At 72.0% G+C, this 19,045-nt stretch carries 18 protein-coding genes; 12 read left to right on the top strand and 6 right to left on the bottom strand.

Annotated elements, in window-relative coordinates:
* Window positions 1–22: 22 nt before the first annotated feature.
* Window positions 23–1,558, bottom strand: a complete 1,536-nt coding sequence (locus ACIP4Y_RS30385; RefSeq protein WP_401398875.1) for a gamma-aminobutyraldehyde dehydrogenase — start codon at window positions 1,556–1,558, stop codon at window positions 23–25.
* Between the two features lie 209 nt (window positions 1,559–1,767).
* Here ACIP4Y_RS30385 and ACIP4Y_RS30380 point away from each other — a divergent pair, with 209 nt between their 5' ends.
* Window positions 1,768–2,331 (top strand): NADAR family protein, encoded by a 564-nt coding sequence (locus tag ACIP4Y_RS30380; RefSeq protein ID WP_401398874.1) that lies wholly within the window; start codon window positions 1,768–1,770, stop codon window positions 2,329–2,331.
* A gap of 359 nt (window positions 2,332–2,690) precedes the next feature.
* Here the strand turns inward: ACIP4Y_RS30380 and ACIP4Y_RS30375 are convergent, their stop codons facing one another.
* Complete coding sequence (locus ACIP4Y_RS30375) at window positions 2,691–3,776, bottom strand: DUF4190 domain-containing protein (protein WP_401398873.1); 1,086 nt, start codon at window positions 3,774–3,776, stop codon at window positions 2,691–2,693.
* A 169-nt stretch (window positions 3,777–3,945) separates the two neighbouring features.
* Between ACIP4Y_RS30375 and ACIP4Y_RS30370 the strand changes: the two genes are divergently transcribed.
* Window positions 3,946–5,013, top strand: coding sequence for an adenosine deaminase (locus ACIP4Y_RS30370; protein WP_401398872.1), 1,068 nt, complete (start codon window positions 3,946–3,948; stop codon window positions 5,011–5,013).
* Between the two features lie 20 nt (window positions 5,014–5,033).
* Window positions 5,034–5,732, top strand: a complete 699-nt coding sequence (locus ACIP4Y_RS30365) for a glycerophosphodiester phosphodiesterase (RefSeq protein ID WP_401398871.1) — start codon at window positions 5,034–5,036, stop codon at window positions 5,730–5,732.
* Between the two features lie 13 nt (window positions 5,733–5,745).
* Here ACIP4Y_RS30365 and ACIP4Y_RS30360 read toward each other — a convergent pair whose 3' ends face one another.
* Window positions 5,746–6,378: an NADPH-dependent F420 reductase gene (locus ACIP4Y_RS30360; RefSeq protein ID WP_401398870.1), complete on the bottom strand. Its 633-nt coding sequence runs from the start codon at window positions 6,376–6,378 to the stop codon at window positions 5,746–5,748.
* Window positions 6,379–6,449: 71 nt separating this feature from the next.
* On the opposite strand from ACIP4Y_RS30360, the gene ACIP4Y_RS30355 reads away from it, so the two are divergent.
* Window positions 6,450–6,809 (top strand): winged helix-turn-helix transcriptional regulator, encoded by a 360-nt coding sequence (locus ACIP4Y_RS30355; RefSeq protein ID WP_401398869.1) that lies wholly within the window; start codon window positions 6,450–6,452, stop codon window positions 6,807–6,809.
* A gap of 193 nt (window positions 6,810–7,002) precedes the next feature.
* Window positions 7,003–8,139, top strand: a complete 1,137-nt coding sequence (locus ACIP4Y_RS30350; protein WP_401398868.1) for a serine hydrolase domain-containing protein — start codon at window positions 7,003–7,005, stop codon at window positions 8,137–8,139.
* On the opposite strand, the gene ACIP4Y_RS30345 is transcribed toward ACIP4Y_RS30350, so the two are convergent.
* On the bottom strand, window positions 8,129–8,641 hold the full coding sequence (locus ACIP4Y_RS30345; RefSeq protein WP_358647133.1) for a hypothetical protein: 513 nt from the start codon (window positions 8,639–8,641) through the stop codon (window positions 8,129–8,131). The two genes, ACIP4Y_RS30350 and ACIP4Y_RS30345, sit on opposite strands and share 11 nt — an antisense overlap.
* A gap of 131 nt (window positions 8,642–8,772) precedes the next feature.
* Here ACIP4Y_RS30345 and ACIP4Y_RS30340 point away from each other — a divergent pair, with 131 nt between their 5' ends.
* From ACIP4Y_RS30340 to ACIP4Y_RS30320, 5 genes are read left to right on the top strand one after another with little or no spacing between them, the layout of a single operon-like run.
* Window positions 8,773–9,957, top strand: a complete 1,185-nt coding sequence (locus tag ACIP4Y_RS30340) for an exo-beta-N-acetylmuramidase NamZ domain-containing protein (RefSeq protein WP_401398867.1) — start codon at window positions 8,773–8,775, stop codon at window positions 9,955–9,957.
* 23 nt (window positions 9,958–9,980) lie between these two features.
* Window positions 9,981–10,958: a GNAT family N-acetyltransferase gene (locus ACIP4Y_RS30335; RefSeq protein ID WP_401398866.1), complete on the top strand. Its 978-nt coding sequence runs from the start codon at window positions 9,981–9,983 to the stop codon at window positions 10,956–10,958.
* Window positions 10,955–12,292: an ABC transporter substrate-binding protein gene (locus ACIP4Y_RS30330; RefSeq protein ID WP_401398865.1), complete on the top strand. Its 1,338-nt coding sequence runs from the start codon at window positions 10,955–10,957 to the stop codon at window positions 12,290–12,292. Before ACIP4Y_RS30335 ends, ACIP4Y_RS30330 begins: the two co-directional genes overlap by 4 nt.
* Window positions 12,286–13,248 (top strand): carbohydrate ABC transporter permease, encoded by a 963-nt coding sequence (locus ACIP4Y_RS30325; RefSeq protein WP_401398864.1) that lies wholly within the window; start codon window positions 12,286–12,288, stop codon window positions 13,246–13,248. The genes ACIP4Y_RS30330 and ACIP4Y_RS30325 overlap by 7 nt, the downstream gene beginning before the upstream one ends.
* Window positions 13,245–14,114 (top strand): carbohydrate ABC transporter permease, encoded by an 870-nt coding sequence (locus ACIP4Y_RS30320; protein WP_401398863.1) that lies wholly within the window; start codon window positions 13,245–13,247, stop codon window positions 14,112–14,114. Before ACIP4Y_RS30325 ends, ACIP4Y_RS30320 begins: the two co-directional genes overlap by 4 nt.
* Window positions 14,115–14,118: 4 nt before the next feature.
* Here the strand turns inward: ACIP4Y_RS30320 and ACIP4Y_RS30315 are convergent, their stop codons facing one another.
* Window positions 14,119–15,312 carry a PotD/PotF family extracellular solute-binding protein gene (locus ACIP4Y_RS30315; protein WP_401398862.1) on the bottom strand — a complete coding sequence of 398 codons (1,194 nt, stop codon included), beginning with the start codon at window positions 15,310–15,312 and terminating at the stop codon, window positions 14,119–14,121.
* A 166-nt stretch (window positions 15,313–15,478) separates the two neighbouring features.
* Window positions 15,479–16,918 carry a gamma-aminobutyraldehyde dehydrogenase gene (locus ACIP4Y_RS30310; protein WP_358647119.1) on the bottom strand — a complete coding sequence of 480 codons (1,440 nt, stop codon included), beginning with the start codon at window positions 16,916–16,918 and terminating at the stop codon, window positions 15,479–15,481.
* A gap of 170 nt (window positions 16,919–17,088) precedes the next feature.
* Here ACIP4Y_RS30310 and ACIP4Y_RS30305 point away from each other — a divergent pair, with 170 nt between their 5' ends.
* Both ACIP4Y_RS30305 and ACIP4Y_RS30300 read left to right on the top strand, forming a co-directional pair.
* Window positions 17,089–17,610: an Lrp/AsnC family transcriptional regulator gene (locus tag ACIP4Y_RS30305; RefSeq protein ID WP_358647117.1), complete on the top strand. Its 522-nt coding sequence runs from the start codon at window positions 17,089–17,091 to the stop codon at window positions 17,608–17,610.
* A 19-nt stretch (window positions 17,611–17,629) separates the two neighbouring features.
* Window positions 17,630–18,994 (top strand): aspartate aminotransferase family protein, encoded by a 1,365-nt coding sequence (locus tag ACIP4Y_RS30300; RefSeq protein WP_358647115.1) that lies wholly within the window; start codon window positions 17,630–17,632, stop codon window positions 18,992–18,994.
* The last annotated feature ends 51 nt before the right edge of the window (window positions 18,995–19,045 follow it).

The following is a 19,045-nucleotide window of genomic DNA, read 5'->3' as shown; positions in this document are numbered from 1 at the left end:
GGGTCGGTGGCCTGGTCGGTCTCTAGCGGTCCCCGAAGACGGTGCGGTGCCAGTCCTTCTCGGCCACCGCGGTGTTGTCGAACATTACGTGTTTGACCTGCGTGTACTCCTCGAAGGAGTACGCCGACATGTCCTTGCCGAAGCCCGAGGCCTTGTAGCCGCCGTGCGGCATCTCGCTGATGATCGGGATGTGGTCGTTGACCCAGACGCAGCCCGCCTTGATCTCGCGGGTGGCCCGGTTCGCGCGGTAGACGTTCGTGCTCCACGCGGAGGCGGCGAGGCCGTAGGGGGTGTCGTTGGCCAGCCGGATTCCCTCATCATCGCCGTCGAACGGCAGTACGACCAGTACCGGGCCGAAGATCTCCGACTGGACGATCTCGCTGTCCTGGGCCGCGTCGGCGATCAGCGTGGGCCGGTAGTAGGCGCCGTCCTTCAGGTCCCCCTGCGGGGCCTCGCCGCCGGTGACCACGCGCGCGTAGCCGCGCGCCCGGTCCACGAAGGCGGCGACCCGGTCGCGCTGGACGTGCGAGATCAGCGGACCGAGGTCGGTGCCGGGCGCGAACGGGTCGCCGAGCCGGACGGTCTCCATCAGGGCGGCCGTCCGCTCCACGAACGCCTCGTACAGCGGACGCTGCACGTACGCGCGCGTGGCGGCCGTGCAGTCCTGCCCGGTGTTGATGAGCGCGCCCGCGACCGCGCCGTGCACGGCGGCCGCCAGGTCGGCGTCGTCGAAGACGACGAAGGGCGCCTTGCCGCCCAGCTCCAGGTGCAGCCGCTTGACGGTGGCGGTGGCGATCTCGGCGACGCGCCTGCCGACCGCGGTGGACCCGGTGAAGGAGGTCATGGCGACGTCGGGGTGCCCGACGAGGTGCTCGCCGGCCTCCCTCCCGGTGCCGGTGACGACGTTGATCACCCCGTCCGGGATGCCCGCGTCCGTGGCGGCCTGCGCGAACAGCAGCGAGGTCAGCGGGGTCAGCTCGGCGGGCTTCAGCACGATGGTGTTGCCGGCGGCGACCGCCGGGAGGATCTTCCAGGCGGCCATCTGGAGGGGGTAGTTCCAGGGCGCGATGGAGCCGACGACGCCGATGGGCTCGCGCCGGATGTAGGAGGTGTGGTCGCCCGAGTACTCACCGGCCGACTGCCCCTGCAGATGCCGGGCGGCGCCCGCGAAGTAGGCGGTGTTGTCGATGGTGCCCGGCACGTCGAACTCGCGGGTCAGCTTCAGCGGCTTGCCGCACTGGAGGGACTCCGCGCGGGCGAACTCCTCGGCGCGGTCGGCGAGCACGGCGGCGAACCTGTGCAGGGCGTCCGAACGCTCGCCCGGGGTGGTGGCGGCCCAGTCCGGGAAGGCCGCGCGCGCGGCGGCGACGGCCGCGTCGACGTCGTCGGTGCCGGCCAGCTCGTAGGTGTACACCTCGGCGCCGGTGGCGGGGTCGATCACGGCGTGATGGGCTCCCGAGGTGCCCTTGGCCGGCCGGCCGGCGATGAACTGCGCGCCGTCCGCGAAACGGTCCTGCGCGGGAAATCGTTCCGGGGTGGCGGTGCCCGGGTTGTGCATGTCGCTCTCCTCCGCCGTGCACCCCGTCCTGGGGGGCGGGTGGCGTAGCTCCAGCTCGATTTGAGTGCCGATCCTGACAGAGCCATAGCACCCGAACAAGTGATTCCGTTGTTGCCTTTTGGTTACGCGACGGAATCTGTCGACCAGGTGTCGAGTCGGGGCGGAAAAGGGCGGACGGAGTGTCAGTGGTGCGTGCCACACTCGCGTGCATGGGAAAGATCGACGGGGTGGCATCCCTGATCAGGGAGGTCCGGGCGGGGTCCCGGATCAAGTACCTCTACTTCTGGGGGCACCGGCCGCGGCCGGACGGGCGGGTCGGCGCGAGCTGTCTCAGCCAGTGGTGGCCCGCACCGTTCGTGGTGGACGGGGTGGAGTACGCGACGGCCGAGCACTGGATGATGGCCGGCAAGGCCCGGCTCTTCGGGGACGCGGAGGCGGAGCGCAAGGTGCTGGCCGCGGAGCATCCCGCCGAGGCGAAGAAGGCGGGGCGGCTGGTGCGGGGCTTCGACGAGGAGACCTGGGAGCGGGAGCGGTTCCGGCTGGTGGTCGAGGGCAGCCTGCACAAGTTCGCCGCGCATGACGACCTCGCGCTGTTCCTGCTGGGCACCGGGGACCGGGTGCTGGTGGAGGCGAGCCCCGTGGACCGGATATGGGGCATCGGCCTGGCGGCGGACGACGAGGCGGCCGCGGACCCGGAGCGGTGGCGGGGGCAGAACCTGCTGGGCTTCGCACTGATGGAGACGCGAGAGCGACTGGCGGGGGCCGGCGCGTAGCCCTGCGGGGCTGGGCGGGGGTTCGATGCAGTCGGGGTTGCGCGACGATCGGTGCGTCGCCCTGCCGGGCTGGGCGGGGGGCGGTTCGACGCCGTCCGCGGTGCGCGGCGATCAGTGCGTCGCCCTGCGGGGCAAGCAGTTCGACACCGTCGCGGTTGCGCCACCATCGGTGCGTCGCCCTGCGGGGCCGGGCGGGGGGCGGTTCGACGCCGCCCGCGGTGCGCGGCGATCAGTGCGTCGCCCCTGCGGGGCCGGGACGGGGGCGGTTCGACGCCGTCGGGGTTGCGCGGCGGTCAGCGGTACTCCCCCCCGGGGGGGCCTCGCCGAACGGCCGGGATCGGTCCAGGTCGGTCGCGGGGTCAGCCGTCCACCGCGATGACCAGGGCGAACAGGCCCAGCACCAGGACGATCCCCGCGGCTCCGCAGATGATGCCGGCCAGGGCCACGCCCGGGTTCGTCGCCTCGCCGCGGCGGGCCTTGCCCCGGCCGATCCCGCCGAAGATCAGGGCCAGGATGCCCAGCACGAGGGCGACCGGCCACATGATGAAGCCGACCGCCGAGATGATGCCCAGCACCAGCGAGGCGGTCCCCATGCCGTTGCTCGGGGGCGGCTGCATGCCGGGCCAGGCGTAGCCGGTGCCGGCGGGGTAGGGCGCGTACGGGGTCTGCTGCGGGCCCGGGTAGCCGTACGCCGGCGTGGTGCCCGGGTAGCCGTACGGCACCTGGCCGGGACCGTCCGGCGCGATGGGCGGCGGGGGCACCGGTTCCGTGCCCGCGTGCGGGTGAAAAGGGTTCGCAGGGGGTGCGAAGGGGTTCGGCTGCGGTGCGGCCGGCCCGGGAGCCGAGGGTGCGAATCCGCCGGCCGGGCTGGCCCAGGCCGCACGACCGGCATCGGCAGGCGCGGCCGCCGGCAACGAGGTCAGCGTCTGCTGGTCGTGGACGGAGCCGGGGGCCGGGACGGCTGCCTGGTGCTGACCGTGGACGGGGCTGGAGCCCGGAGCGGCGTCGCGGACGGCTGCCTGGTCCTGGCCGTGGGCAAAGCTGGACCCCGGAACGGCGCCGTGGACGGAACCGAGGACGGGTGCCTGGTGCTGCCCGTGGGCGGGGCTGGAGGCCGGGACGGCGTCGTTGACGGCTGCCTGGTCCTGACCGGGGCCGGAGCCGGGGGCCGGCACGACTGCCTGGTGCTGACCGTGGACGGGGCCAGGGCCCGGGACGGCGTCATGGACGGCTGCCTGGTGACCGGAGCCGGAGCTGGAGCCGGGGACGGCGTCCTGGACGGCTGCCCGATCCGCTGCCGGCACCGCCCGGCCCGTCTCCGCTGCCGGTGCCCCCTTGCCCGCCCCCGTCGGTTCCTGTTCCTTCGCCAGGGACAGGCGGGGTGGCTGCTGGCGGGGGTCCGTCGGCTGTTGGTCGGATATGGGCTGCCGCGCCTCGTCGGACATGGTGGAAGGCCCCCCTCGCTGTACGTCCCGTCATGCTACGGGCAGGGCAGGGCGCGGTGGCCCGGGGCCTACGATGATCCCGCGTCACCGATCAGCCGATCACCGCGCCCGCACCACGGACGACGGGGCACCGTCTCCGCCGCGGGCGCCCGTCCCCGGGGAGGCCCCCTTGACCGACAGCTCCGTACCCGCCACCGGCACCGCCGACCGCGATCTGCGCACGTTCATCGCCGGGCTGCCCAAGGCCGAACTGCACGTCCACCACGTCGGCTCCGCCTCCCCCCGCATCGTCTCGGAACTGGCCGCCCGCCACCCCGACTCCAAGGTCCCCACCGACCCCGAGGCCCTGGTCGACTACTTCACGTTCACCGACTTCGCGCACTTCATCGAGGTGTACCTGTCGGTCGTGGACCTCATCCGCACCCCGGAGGACGTCCGGCTGCTCACCTACGAGGTGGCCCGTGACATGGCCCGGCAGCAGGTGCGGTACGCCGAGCTGACCATCACCCCCTTCTCCTCGACCCGGCGCGGGATCGACGAGCGGGCGTTCATGGACGCGATCGAGGACGCCCGGAAGGCGGCCGAGGCCGAGTTCGGGACCGTGCTGCGCTGGTGCTTCGACATCCCCGGCGAGGCGGGTCTGGAGGCGGCCGAGGAGACCACGCGGCTGGCCACCGAGGACCGGGTCCGACCGGAGGGGCTGGTCTCGTTCGGGCTCGGCGGGCCGGAGATAGGCGTACCGAGGCCGCAGTTCAAGCCGTACTTCGACCGGGCCATCGCCGCCGGTCTGCGCTCCGTCCCGCACGCCGGGGAGACGACCGGTCCGCAGACGGTGTGGGACGCGCTGACCGACCTGCGCGCCGAGCGCATCGGGCACGGCACGAGCTCCGCCCGGGACGAAAAGCTCCTCGCCCACCTCGCCGAGCACCGCATCCCGCTGGAGGTGTGCCCGACCTCCAACATCGCCACCCGCGCGGTCCGCACCCTGGAGGAGCACCCGATCAAGGAGTTCACGCGGGCCGGGGTGCTGGTCACGATCAACTCCGACGACCCGCCGATGTTCGGCACCGACCTGAACAACGAGTACGCGGTGGCCGCCCGGCTGCTGGACCTGGACGAGCGGGGCCTGGCGGACCTCGCCAGGAACGCCGTCGAGGCCTCCTTCCTGGACGCGGCGGGCAAGGCGCGGATCACGGCGGAGATCGACACCTACACCACCGCCTGGCTGGCCTCCTGACACCCACCACAATGGGGACCATGCAGACCGTGACCGCCGTGGCCCACCGCGGCGACCCCTACCGTTTCCGCGAGAACACCCTCGACTCCCTGCGGTCCGCGCTCGACCGGGGCGCGGACGCCGTCGAGGTCGACGTCCGGCTCACCCGCGACGGCGTGCCCGTGCTGCTGCACGACGACACGCTGCGGCGGCTGTGGGAGGTCGACCGGCCGCTGGGCGCGCTGTCCGCCGACGAGCTGCGCGGGCTCACGGCGGGCGGGGTGCCGACGCTGGCGGAGGCGCTGGCCGCGACCGGGGACAGCAGGGTGATGGTGGACCTGTGCGGGCCGGTCGGCCGCCGTACGGTGGAGCGGACCCTGGACGCGGTCCGGCAGAGCGGGGCCCGGGACCGCGTCTACTACTGCGCGCACGCCGAGGCGATGCTGGCCGTCCGCGCCGCCGACCCGGCCGCCGAGATCGCCCTGACCTGGACGACCCTGGCCCCGCCCCGGCCCGCGCTGCTGGCCGCGATCCGCCCGCGCTGGCTCAACTACCGCTTCTCCCTGGTGAGCCGGGAGCTGGCGGCCCGCGTGCACCACGACGGCCTGCTGCTGTCGGTGTGGACCCCGGACACCCGCCGCTCGATGAGCCGCCTGCTGGACCTGGGCGTCGACTCGATCACGACGAACCGGGTGGACGTCCTGCACGCCCTGCGCACCGCGGACCGCAGCCCCGCCTAGCCTGTCGTCCGGATCAGGCCGGAGCCCGGCCTGATCCGGACGACAGGCCCTGGACCCCGGAGTGCTCCAGCGGGGGCGCGATCGCCTGGGCGTCCGCGCCCTCGCCCACCCACAGCCGGATCAGCAGCGCGGCCGTCGCCTCCAGCAGCCCGGCCCGGTCCAGTCCGCCGGCGGGCAGCGGCACACAGCCCAGGTCGCGGACGAGCCGTCGTACGACCGTGAGCGCCTCCTCGTCGTCCCCGCACAGCGGGACGGCGAGCGGGCGGCCGGCGAAGACGGGCGGGGTGAGCCGCCAGACGCTCTCGTGGCACAGGTTGAACGCCTTGACCACGCGGGTGGTGGGCGCGGCGGCGGCGATGCGCTCGGCCATCGCCGGGCCCCCGGCCGTGCGCAGGGCGAAGCCCGGGCCGACCGCGTTGGTGCAGTCGATCAGCACCCGGCCGCGCAGGGCGTCGCCGAGTCCGGTGACCAGGTCCACGGCCGCCGTGTGGGGCACGGCCAGCAGCACCGCGTCGGTGCCGTGCTGCGCCGCGGCGCGCACGTCGCCCCGCGTGCGGCTGCCCGCGACCACGGTGTGCCCGGCCCGTTCCCACTGCTCGCCCAGCGCCTGTGCCATCGCCCCGGTGCCGAGAATGCCTATGTGCACAACGTCCTCCCTCTGCGGGTCTGTTGGATACGCACACGACAGTAGGAAGCCGCTCGGGCACCATTCGGTGTGTGACCGACGACCACGCCTTCCTCGCCGACTGCCGGGCCCGGCTCGCCTTCGACCTGCTCGCCAACACCTGGAACTCGGTGGTGCTCTGGGCCCTGAAGGACGGCCCGCTGCGGCCGGGGGTGCTGCGGGAGCGGATCGGCGGGATCAGCCAGAAGGTGCTGACCGAGACCCTGCGCCGGCTGGAGTTCAACGGCCTGGTGGAGCGGCGGTCCTACGGCGGCTCGCCGCCCCGCGTGGAGTACGGGCTCACCCCGCTGGGCCGTACGCTGCTCGCGCCGATCGACGCCTTCGGGGCCTGGGCGTTCGAGCACGGCGACGAGGTGATGGCCGCTCAGGAGCACTACGGCCGCGACCGCTGAGCCACGGCCGACGGGCCCGGGCTGCCCCGTCCCGTAGGGGCTGTCCCGGACACATCCCGCAGGACAGGGACCGGTTGATCGGGGCCGGGCAAGGGTCGTACGCCCTCCTCGGTGAGGATCCGCACCCGCTCCCGGCCCCGGAAGATGATCACGAAGCGTCTTCCGGCGCCGAAGCGTCCTCAAGGAGCCCTGTATGCGTCCCAGCCGCCGTTCCGTCCTCCTGACCACCGCCGTCGTCGCCGCACTGGCCGCCGGCCCGCTGGCCGCGCCCGCGTTCGCCGCGCCCGCGCACCCGGTGTCCGCCCGGGCCACGGCGGGCCCGGACGCCGAGGCCCTCGCCGCCGCGATCGCCGGGCTGCCCGACCACGACGCCACCGCGGCGCTGCTCCGCGTCGGCGGCGACGGTTCCTGGCGCGGGACGGCCGGTGTACGCGACGTCCGGACCGGGGCGCGGGCCCTGGAGAACGCGCGGTTCCGGGCCGGTTCGGTGACGAAGGTGGTGACCGCTTCGGTCGTGCTGCAACTGGCCGCGGAGGGCCGGATCGACCTGGACGGCACCGTGCAGCAGTACCTGCCGGGCCTGCTCACCAAGGACTTCGCCCCGATCACCGTGCGGCAGTTGCTGAACTACACCAGCGGCCTGCGCTCGGGCCCGTCCCTCGGCGACACCGTGGAGGACGGCTATCCGCACCGCTTCGAGACGCTGACGCCCCGGCAGGTCGTGGCGGCCTCCGTGGCGGAGGGTCCGGCGTACGCGCCGGGCACGCAGCAGAGCTACGACAACATCCACTACACCGTGCTGGGCATGCTCATCGAGAAGGTCACCGGCGACTCGTACGCGCACCAGGCCGCGGTGCGCGTCTTCCGGCCGCTCGGTATGCGGCACAGCTCCTTCCCGGTCGGCACGGACCCCCGGATCCACGGGCCGCACAACCGGGGGTACGACTGGATCGACGGCAAGCTGGTCGACGTGACCGACTGGAACATGTCCGACCGCTGGGCGGCCGGTGACCTGATCTCGACCACCGCCGATCTGGAGCGGCTGCTGGTGGGGCTGTTCGGCGGCCGGGTGGTGCCCGAGCCGCAGTTGCAGGAGATGTTCACGCTGCCGGACGTGGCCGGGGCGCGGTACGGCGCGGCGCTGGAGCGGTTCGAGGCGAACGGCAAGGTGATCTGGGGCAAGACCGGTTCACGGCCGGGGTACGCGACGGTGATCGCCGCGACCCGGGACCTGTCCCGCACCCTGGTCTACTCGGTCAACTCCACGGACGCGAAGGGCGACGGCCTCGCCATCGCCCAGCGCTTCGCGTACCCCGCGTTCAACCGCTGACGTACGCCGCGCCGAGCGCCTCCAGCCGTTTGATCCTCTTCCGCACGACGTACAGCGGAACGATCCCGAAGATCCCGAAGGACATGTCGATCAGGCTCCACCAGAAGGGGATCCCGCGGACGGGTCCGCAGGCGAGGGCGAGCGGGATGATCCCGGCGCAGGCGATCATCCCGAACTCGACCACCCAGATGTTGCGGACGGGGTCGCGGTACGGGCCGTAGAACGCGACCGCGATGACGAGGTGTGCGAAGGCCAGCCAGTCGGTGCCGTACAGCACGAAGGGGTACTCGGCGTCGACGGTGTCCAGCCCCTGCCGCACCCGCGAGATCCAGTCCGTCAGCCCCGGCAGATGCTCGGGCACGGACAGGGACCGCAGCACGTCCTCGGTCCAGCGCAGTTCGTGGACCAGCGGGAAGGCGGTGGCCCCGCTCAGGACGAGGCACACGACGAAGAGGGCCAGCCAGACACGGATGCCCTTGAGCAGGGCGGCTCTGTCGCTCATGCCCGGAGCCTACGCCGGGAATTGAACATGTTCAAAACCGCGGAACGGCCCGTCATGATTGCGGAATTACCGGACATGCCGGTAAATTCCCCCCACCGCTTCGAGAGGTCACCGGCAGACGGGGGCAGGGCATGGGCACGGACGGCCGCGTCGCGGTGACGCCCGGGATCGCACGGCTGCACGCGGCGCCCCGGCTCGCCGGGCCCGGCCGGCTCGGGCTGGTGACCAACCACACCGGCGTCCTGCCCGACCTGCGCCCGGCCGCGCCCGCACTGCTGGAGGCCGGCGCGCGGCTGGTCGCCCTGTTCGGTCCCGAGCACGGGCTGCACGGCACCGGCCAGGCCGGCGAGAGCGAGGCCGCCCGGACGGACCCCGCCACCGGGCTGCCGGTCCACGACACCTACCGGTGCGACGGCGAACGGCTCGACAAGCTGCTGATCGACAGCGGCGTCGACGCCCTCGTGTACGACCTGCAGGACATCGGGGCGAGGTTCTACACCTACGTGTGGACGATGTTCGACCTGATGGTGTCGGCGGCCCGTACGGGCGTGCGGTTCGTGGTCGCCGACCGGCCCAACCCGCTGGGCGGGCTGGTCAGCGAGGGCCCACTGCTCGACCCGGCGTGGGCGAGCTTCGTCGGGCGGGCGCCGATCCCCGTCCGGCACGGCCTCACCTGCGGTGAACTCGCCCGTTGGCTCAACGCCTCGGTCGTGCCCCACGTGGCGCGCCGGGCAGCCGACCTGACGGTGATCGGGACGGCCGGCTGGCGGCGCGCCATGACCGCGGAGGCCACCGGGCTGCCGTGGGTCGCACCCTCGCCGAACATGCCGACGCCCGCCACGGCCGCCGTCTACCCCGGCACCTGTCTGTTCGAGGGGACGAACCTCTCCGAGGGCCGGGGCACCACGCAGCCCTTCGAGATCGTCGGGGCCCCGTACGTCGACGCCCGGTTCGGACCCGCGCTCGCCGAACTGGCCCTGCCCGGAGTGCGCTTCCGTGAGCTGCGGTTCGTACCGGCCTTCCACCGGCACGCCGGACGGCCGCTGCGCGGGGTCCAGCTCCACCTCACCGACCGCGCGGCCTTCACCCCCGTACGCACCACCGTCGCGATGCTCGCCACGCTGCGCCGGCTGTACCCGGACGACTTCGCCTGGCAGCCCCCCGCGGAGGCCGGCGAGCGGCACTTCATCGACCTGCTGTGGGGGTCCGACCGGCTGCGGCGCGCGATCGACGCGGGCGAGGACCCGCTGCCGCTGTGCGGTCCACCGGCACCGCCGGGCCGGTGGGCCGGCGACGACGCGCTGCTCTACCCCTGAGACCGGGAAGGACACCCCCGTCGATGACCGCTCGCACGACATCCCGGGCCGGGATCCGTGGCTTTCGCGTGGGCGACGGCCCGCGGCTGGTGGAGGCGTGGCGCCGCAGCGCGCCGGCCGACCCCGTCACCGCGGACCGCTTCCGCTCCCTGGTGCTGCTCGACGCCAACTTCGATCCGCAGGGGCTGCGGGTCGCCGTCGCCGGAGACCGCGTCGTCGGCGCCGCCTACGCGGTGCGCCGGCTGACCCCGATGGCCGGCACCGACCTGGAGCCGGAGCAGGGCTGGATCCCGTTCTTCTTCGTGGACCCGGCCGCCCGCGGGCGCGGCCTCGGCCGCCGGCTGCTGACCGAGGCCCTCGACTGGCTGCACGGCCACGGCCGCACCCGGGTGGACTTCTCCGCGTACACCCCGAACTACGTCCTGCCCGGCCTGGACGCGGAGACCTACCCCGAAGCGGCCGGGCTCCTCGCGTCCCTGGGCTTCCGCACGCTGTACGAGGCGGCGGCGATGGACCGCTCCCTGGTCGGCTACCGCCTCCCGGACGACGCAGTACGCCGCCTGGACGAACTGACGGCGCAGGGCCACCGGTTCGCGACCCCCTCCGACGACGACCTGGTGGATCTCGTCGCGCTCGCCGGGAACCACTTCAACGCCGACTGGGCGCGGGCGATCCGGGAGTGTCTGGCCGCGGGCACACCGCTCGACCGGATCGTGGTCGTCCGGGACCCCTCGGGCCGGCTGGCCGGGTGGGCGATGCACGGCGCGTACGAGTCGGCGGACGAGCGGTTCGGCCCGTTCGGCGTGCTGGAGGAGATGCGCGGCACCGGGCTCGGCAGGGTCCTGCTCCACCTGGTCCTGGAGCGGATGCGGGCACGCGGCGCGCACTCCGCGTGGTTCCTGTGGACCGGCGAGCGCTCTCCCGCGGCCCACCTGTACCGCACGGCCGGTTTCCGCACGACCCGGGTGTTCCGCGTGCTGCGCCGGGAGGCCGCCCGGTGAGTCCGCCACCTCGCGGTGGCGGCCTGAGCCGCCGTCACTTCGCGCTGGCGCTCCCCTCGGCGCTGCTCGCCTCCGGATGCGCCGCACCGCACCGGGGCACCGGGCGGCCCGGGGATCCGATCGTCCTCACCCTGCTCTCCCACTACGCGAGCGGGGAGCTGAAGGAGGCGCTGCGGGGCCCGGTCGACGAGTGGAACGCCACGCACGACCGGGTCAAGGTGGAGACGACGGCCGTCGAGTTCTCCGACCTGCTGACCACGTTCATGGTCCGGCAGGCCGCCGGGCAGGGCGCCGACATCCTCCACCCGTACTGCCTGTGGAACGGCCAGCTGGTGCAGGCCGGCGTCCTGCGGCCCGCCCCGCCCGAGCACGCCGAGGAGGTCCGGCGCGGCTACGGCGAGGCGGCGGTCGGCGCCGCATCGGTGGGCGGCACGGTCTACGGCTACCCGACCGAGGTGCAGACGTACGCCCTGTACTACAACAAGCGGCTGCTGCGCGCGGCCGGCGTCGACGGCCCGCCGCGCACCTGGCGGGAGCTGGAGGACACGGCGTACCGCACCACCCGGCGGGACCGGTACGGCAACACGCTGGTCCAGGGGTTCGGGCTGTCGACGTACGACGACTCCACCACCGTCGGCCAGACCCTCGCCCTGCTCAACGCGGCCGGCGGAACGTTCGTCTCCGAGGACGGCCGGAGCACCGCCATCGACTCGCCGGCCGGCCGGGCCGTGTTCGGTCTGGAGCACCGCCTGGTGGCCGAGGGGGCGAGCGATCCCGGCGTCAACGTCTACCGGGCGTTCGCGTCCGGGCAGGTGGCCATGGTGGTGAGCGCCGGCTGGTGGTCGGGCAGCCTGAGGACCCTGATGGGCCGGGACTACCGGGACGTCGGGGTCGCGCCCGTACCGGTCCCCCGGGCCGGCGACCGACGCGCCACGCTCTGCACCGGCTTCATGCTCGGGGTCAACACGGCCAGCCGGCACCCGCGCGAGGCCTGGGAGTTCCTGCGCTGGCTGAACACCGGGAGAGTGACGGTGAAGGGCGTGACGGCGACCCGGATGAGCGCCCTGCAGGTGTCGGTCGGCTCGCTGACCGGCCGCGCCGACGACATGCGGACGCTGCTGGGCGCGGGCGGCACCGGCCGGGATCCGAATCTGCGCCCGTTCCTGGACGCGCTGGGGTACGCGGTCCCGGAGCCGAACGTGCCGGGCGCGCAGCAGGCCAAGTCGCTGCTGCGCAAGAACATCGAGGCGATGTGGACGGGGCAGCAGTCGGTCGACCAGGCCCTGCGCACCATCCGCCGCCAGGTCGACCAGGAGGTGTCGCGCGCGTGGTGAACATCCTGGCGCCGGAGCCGACCGGGCGGGCGGAGCACGGCGCGCGGCCGGCGGCCCCCGGCACCGGCGGCCGTACCCGGCGCGGGCGCCGCCAGAGCGTCGTCGCCTACCTGTTCCTGGCGCCGGCACTGCTGTTCTTCGCGGTCTTCCTCGTCCTGCCGCTCGGCTTCGCGCTGCTGCTGTCGATGTCCCGCTGGACCGGTTTCGACCTGGGCGGCATCGACCCGGTCGGCCCGGACAACTTCACCGCCCTGTTCGCGGCCGGATCGACGTTCCTGACCCCGGTCCTCACCAACACGCTGCTGTTCGCCCTCGGCACCGTGGCGCTCGCGCTCGCCGGCTCCCTGCTCGTCGCCACCTGTATCGACCGGCTGCGGTTCCAGGGGCTGTGGCGCACGCTGTACTTCCTGCCGATCGTCACGACCGTCGTCGCCGTCGGCAACGTGTGGAAGTACATGTACGAGCCGGGCGGCCTGGTCAACGGCGTCCTCAACGCCCTCGGTGCCGGCTCGGTGGCGTTCCTCGCGGATCCCGGCACCGCGCTGCCCTCGGTCGTGGTCGTCCAGGCCTGGGCCTCGCTGGGCTCGGCGATCCTCGTCCTGACCGCCGGGCTGAAGGCCGTCCCCGAGTCGTACTACGAGGCCGCCGCGCTCGACGGCGCCGGCCCCGTCACCGTCTTCCTCCGGATCACCCTGCCGCTGCTGCGCCCGTCCCTGCTGTTCGTGTGCATCACCCAGTTCCTCACCGGTCTGCAGTCGTTCGCGCTGATCATCGTGATGACCAAGGGCGGTCCGGGCGACGCGACCGACGTGGCCGCGCTGGAGATGTACCGGCAGGCCTTCTCCCACGGCGACTGGGGCACCGCGAGCGCCGCCGCCTTCGTGCTGTTCCTGGTGGTCCTCGCGGTCACCCTGGCCCAGTTGTGGATCTTCCGGCGCAAGGGGGAGGACGTATGACCCGCCGCCGTTTCCCGTGGCTGTCGTACCTGGTGGTCGTGACCGGCGCCGTGCTCACGGTGGTGCCGTTCCTCGACATGGTGATGACGTCCTTCAAGGGCCCCGGTGAGGCCGGGACGCTGCCGTACCGGTTCCTGCCGAAGGCCTTCGACCTGTCCAACTACCGGTCGGCGGTCGACCAGTTGGACCTGCCGGTGCTCTTCCGCAACAGCGTCGTCGCCACCGCCGTGATCACCGGCTCGGTCCTGCTCACGTCGTCGCTGGCCGGCTACGCGCTGGCCAAACTCCGCTTCCCGGGCCGGGACTTGCTCTTCCGCCTCGTCCTGGCCACGATGATGTTCCCGCCGTTCCTCTTCTTCATCCCGCGCTTCCTGATCCTGGTGCACTGGCCGCTGGCGGGCGGAAACGACCTGCTCGGGCGCGGCGGCGCGGGCCTGACGGTCAGCATCGTGGCGCTCGCCGTGCCGTTCCTCGTCAACGGCTTCGGGATCTTCCTGATGCGCCAGTTCATGGTGGCGATCCCGGACGAGGTCCTGGAGGCCGCGCGCATCGACGGGGCCGGGGAGTTCACCGTGTGGTGGCGGATCGTGGTCCCGCAGACCAAGCCGGTCATGGTGACGCTCGGGCTGCTGACCTTCGTCGACGCCTGGAACGAGTACATCTGGGCGCTGCTCGTCTCGACCGCGAACCCGGACGTGATGACGCTGCCGGTCGGCATCCAGCTCCTGCAGGACCACGTCGACCCGGCCCGCACCATGCCCATCGTCATGGCCGGTCTCGTCCTGAGCATCCTGCCGGTCCTGCTGCTCTTCCTGCTGCTGCAGAAGCACTACATCCGGGGTGTCATGCTCAGCGGCCTCAAGTGAGCGACTAAAGCCCCACGATCTTGTTCCAGCGCCCGGCGAACTCGGCGCGCTCCGCGGACGTGATGTCCCGGGCGACGGCGAGTCGCTCGCGCACAGTGCCGTCCGGGAAGATCAGCGGGTTGTCGGCGAGGGCCGCGGTGTCCCTGTCCTCGGCGGCGGCCAGGATCGCGCGGGCGGCCGGCACCGGGCAGACGTAGGTGACCCAGGCGGCCAGCTCCGCGGCGACCTCGGGGTCGTAGTAGAAGTCGATCAGGCGCTCGGCGTTGGCCTTGTGGCGGGCCCGGTTCGGGATCATCAGGGAGTCCGACCACAGCTCGGCGCCCTCCTCGGGGACGACGAAGCGGATGTCGGGGTTGTCCGCCTGGAGCTGGATGACGTCGCCGGAGTACGCCTGGCAGGCGAGGACGTCCCCGCTGACCAGGTCCTTGGTGTAGTCGTTGCCGGTGAACCGGCGGATCTGGCCGCGCCGGACCTCGCGCTCCACCTGATCGCAGACCCGGTGGAAGTCGTCCGTCGTCCAGCGGGTGACGTCCACGCCGTTGCCCTGCATGAGCAGCGCGAACGCCTCGTCCAGACCGGACAGCAGGGTCACCCGGCCCTTGAGGTCCGGCGCCCACAGCTCGGCGACACTGCGTATCTCGCGGCCGAGCTCGCGGCGGTTGTAGGCGATGCCGGTGATGCCGGACTGCCACGGCACGGTGAAGCGGCGGCCCTTGTCGAAGGCGGGCGAGCGGAGCAGCGGGTCGAGGTGGCGGGCCACGTTCGGCTGGCGGGCGCGGCCCATCTCCTGCACCCAGCCCAGCCGGACGTACCGGGCGCACATCCAGTCGCTGATGACGATCAGGTCGCGGCCGGTGGACCGGTGGTTCATCAGTGCGGGGCTGATCTTGCCGAAGAACTCGTCGTTGTCGTTGATCTCTTCGACGTAGTCGACGGAGATGCCGGTGCGCTTCCCGAAGGCCTCCAGCGTGGGCCGCCGGCCGGGATCGTCGTCATCGGTGTCGATGTAGAGCGGCCAGTTCGCCCAGGTCAGCTTCTTGTCGCTCGCGGACCGGTCGACGACGGCCCGGTCACCGGGCGCCACATAGGCGGCGGGCACCCCGCAGCCGGCCAGGGCACCGAGCGCGGCGGTGCCCCCGAGGGCGGCGAGGAGGGAACGGCGGGACGGCATGGGCGTACGGGAGGGAGTCGGAGGCATCCCGGCAGGATGCCGCCCCGCAGGGCGAGGCGGCAATCGACGCTGCGTCGAGCAGGCCGTCGCCGGTCCGGCACCTTGTCGGTCGGCCGCCCGAAGGGGCGCGGGAACTGTGCGGCCAGTCCCCACGCTCCCTCAGCCGGACAACGGCCGGACCCGGCGGGGACCGTCAGCCGTCCAGCGACGTCATCACGTGCTTGATCCGCGTGTAGTCCTCGAAGCCGTACGCCGACAGGTCCTTGCCGTAGCCGGACTTCTTGAAGCCGCCGTGGGGCATTTCGGCGACCAGCGGGATGTGGGTGTTGATCCACACGCAGCCGAAGTCGAGCTTCTTGGACATGCGCATCGCGCGGGCGTGGTCCTTGGTCCACACCGAGGACGCCAGGGCGTACTCGACGCCGTTGGCCCACGCGACGGCCTGCTCCTCGTCGGAGAAGGACTGGACGGTGATGACAGGTCCGAAGACCTCGTTCTGGACGATCTCGTCGTCCTGCTTCAGGCCGGAGACGACGGTCGGGGCGTAGAAGTAGCCCTTGTCGCCGACCTGGTGGCCGCCCGCCTCGACCTTGGCGTGGGCCGGCAGCCGGTCGATGAAGCCGGAGACCTGCTTGAGCTGGTTGGGGTTGTTCAGCGGGCCGAAGAGGACGTCCTCGTCGTCCGGCTGCCCGGTCTTGGTCTCGGAGGCGGCCTTGGCGAGCGCGGCCACGAACTCGTCGTGGATGGACTCCTGGACGAGGACGCGGGTCGCGGCCGTACAGTCCTGGCCGGCGTTGAAGAAGCCGGCGACCGAGATGTCCTCGACGGCCTTGGCGATGTCGGTGTCCTCGAAGACGACGACGGGGGCCTTGCCGCCCAGCTCCAGGTGGACCCGCTTGAGGTCCTTGGAGGCGGACTCGGCGACGGACATGCCGGCGCGTACGGAGCCGGTGATGGAGGCCATCGCCGGGATCTCGTGCTCGACCATCATGCGGCCGGTCTCGCGGTCGCCGCAGATGACGTTGAAGACGCCCTTGGGCAGGATCGAGCCGATGATGTCGGCGATGAGGACGGTCGAGGCCGGAGTGGTGTCCGACGGCTTCAGGACGACCGTGTTGCCCGCGGCGATGGCCGGGGCGAACTTCCACACGGCCATCATCATCGGGTAGTTCCACGGCGCGACCTGGGCGCAGACGCCGACCGGCTCGCGGCGGATGATCGAGGTCATCCCGTCCATGTACTCGCCGGCCGAGCGGCCCTCCAGCATCCGGGCCGCACCCGCGAAGAAGCGGATCTGGTCGACCATCGGCGGGATCTCCTCGGAGCGGGTGAGCCCGACCGGCTTGCCGGTGTTCTCCACCTCGGCCGCGATCAGCTCCTCGGCGCGCTCCTCGAACGCGTCCGCGATCTTCAGGAGGGCCTTCTGACGCTCGGCCGGCGTGGTGTCGCGCCAGCCCGGGAAGGCGCGGGCGGCAGCCTCCATGGCGGCGTCCACGTCCGCCTGCCCGGACAGCGGCGCGGTCGCGTACGCCTCGCCCGTCGCGGGGTTGACCACCTCGGTGGTCCGTCCGTCGGCGGCGTCCCGGAACTCACCGTCGATGTAGTTGCGCAGACGACGCAGCTCGGTGCTCACTGCCGGCCTCCTGATCTGGTTCAAGCTGTCCAATCGGTGAGACACCCACCCTAGTCGCCATACCCACGTTTTCAACACCCCCACCGCCATCACATCTGCGAAATCCGCAAGGTCGGGTCTCTGAAACAACGAATTTCATCGCGCAGACCTTGCGAAACTGTCGAGACGTCGTGCACAGTGTCGTCGTGGCCAGTCGAAGCGCAGACCAGAGGGACTCGTCCCGCGAGTCAAGGAACGGCGGCAGTCCCCAGCTGGACGCCGTCTCCCTCGCCATCATCCAGCAGCTCCAGGAGGACGGCCGCCGGCCGTACGCCGCGATCGGCAAGGCCGTCGGCCTGTCCGAGGCGGCCGTGCGCCAGCGCGTGCAGAAGCTGCTGGACCAGGGCGTGATGCAGATCGTCGCCGTCACGGACCCGCTCACCGTGGGCTTCCGCCGGCAGGCGATGGTCGGGATCAACGCGGAGGGCGATGTCGAGAAGATCGCTGACGCGCTGACTGACATGTCGGAAGTCGAGTACGTGGTGATGACCGCGGGCTCGTTCGACATCCTCGCCGAGATCGTCTGCGAGGACGACGACCACCTGCTGGACGTCATCAACAAACGCATCCGGTCGCTGCCCGGAGTGCGCTCCACCGAGAGCTTCGTCTACCTGAAGCTCAAGAAGCAGACCTACATGTGGGGAACCCGATAACCGTGAGGACCCGATAACCGTGAGCACCAAGGACCTCAGCCGCACCGCGTACGACCACCTGTGGATGCACTTCACCCGCATGTCCTCGTACGAGAACTCCCCCGTCCCGACCATCGTCCGGGGTGAGGGCACCTACATCTACGACGACAAGGGCAAGCGCTACCTCGACGGTCTCGCGGGTCTGTTCGTGGTCCAGGCCGGTCACGGCCGTACGGAACTCGCCGAGACCGCGTTCAAGCAGGCCCAGGAGCTGGCCTTCTTCCCGGTGTGGTCCTACGCCCACCCGAAGGCCGTCGAGCTGGCCGAGCGGCTCGCCGACCACGCCCCGGGCGACCTGAACAAGGTCTTCTTCACCACCGGCGGCGGCGAGGCCGTCGAGACCGCCTGGAAGCTCGCCAAGCAGTACTTCAAGCTCCAGGGCAAGCCGACCAAGTACAAGGTCATCTCCCGCGCGGTCGCCTACCACGGCACCCCGCAGGGCGCCCTGTCGATCACCGGCCTGCCGGCGCTGAAGGCCCCCTTCGAGCCGCTGGTGCCGGGCGCGCACAAGGTCCCCAACACCAACATCTACCGCGCCCCGATCCACGGCGACGACCCGGAGGCCTTCGGCCGCTGGGCCGCCGACCAGATCGAGCAGCAGATCCTCTTCGAGGGCCCGGAGACCGTCGCGGCGGTCTTCCTGGAGCCGGTGCAGAACGCCGGCGGCTGCTTCCCGCCGCCCCCCGGCTACTTCCGGCGCGTGCGAGAGATCTGCGACCAGTACGACGTCCTGCTCGTGTCGGACGAGGTCATCTGCGCCTTCGGCCGCCTCGGCACGATGTTCGCCTGCGACAAGTTCGGCTACGTCCCGGACATGATCACCTGCGCCAAGGGCATGACCTCGGGCTACTCCCCGATCGGCGCGTGCATCGTCTCCGACCGGATCGCCGAGCCCTTCTACCACGGCGACAACACCTTCCTGCACGGCTACACCTTCGGCGGCCACCCGGTGTCGGCTGCGGTGGGACTCGCCAACCTCGACCTGTTCGAGCGCGAGAACCTCACCCAGCACGTGCTCGACAACGAGGGCGCCTTCCTGCAGACCCTGCAGAAGCTGCACGACCTGCCGATCGTCGGCGACGTCCGCGGCAACGGCTTCTTCTACGGCATCGAGCTGGTGAAGGACAAGGCCACCAAGGAGTCCTTCAACGACGAGGAGACCGAGCGCGTCCTGTACGGCTTCCTCTCCAAGGCGCTGTTCGACAACGGCCTGTACTGCCGTGCCGACGACCGCGGCGACCCGGTGATCCAGCTCGCCCCGCCGCTGATCTCCAACCAGGAGACGTTCGACGAGATCGAGCAGATCCTGCGCGCCACCCTCACGGAGGCGTGGACGAAGCTCTGATCATCCGACGGGATGACCGACCCGGCCCCGGCGCCCTCCGTTCGAGTGAGA

The sequence above is a fragment of the Streptomyces sp. NPDC088810 genome (assembly GCF_044750305.1).
Taxonomy (GTDB): domain Bacteria; phylum Actinomycetota; class Actinomycetes; order Streptomycetales; family Streptomycetaceae; genus Streptomyces.
Note: the sequence above shows the minus strand (reverse complement) of the source record. Positions and strands in the feature narration are given on the sequence as shown.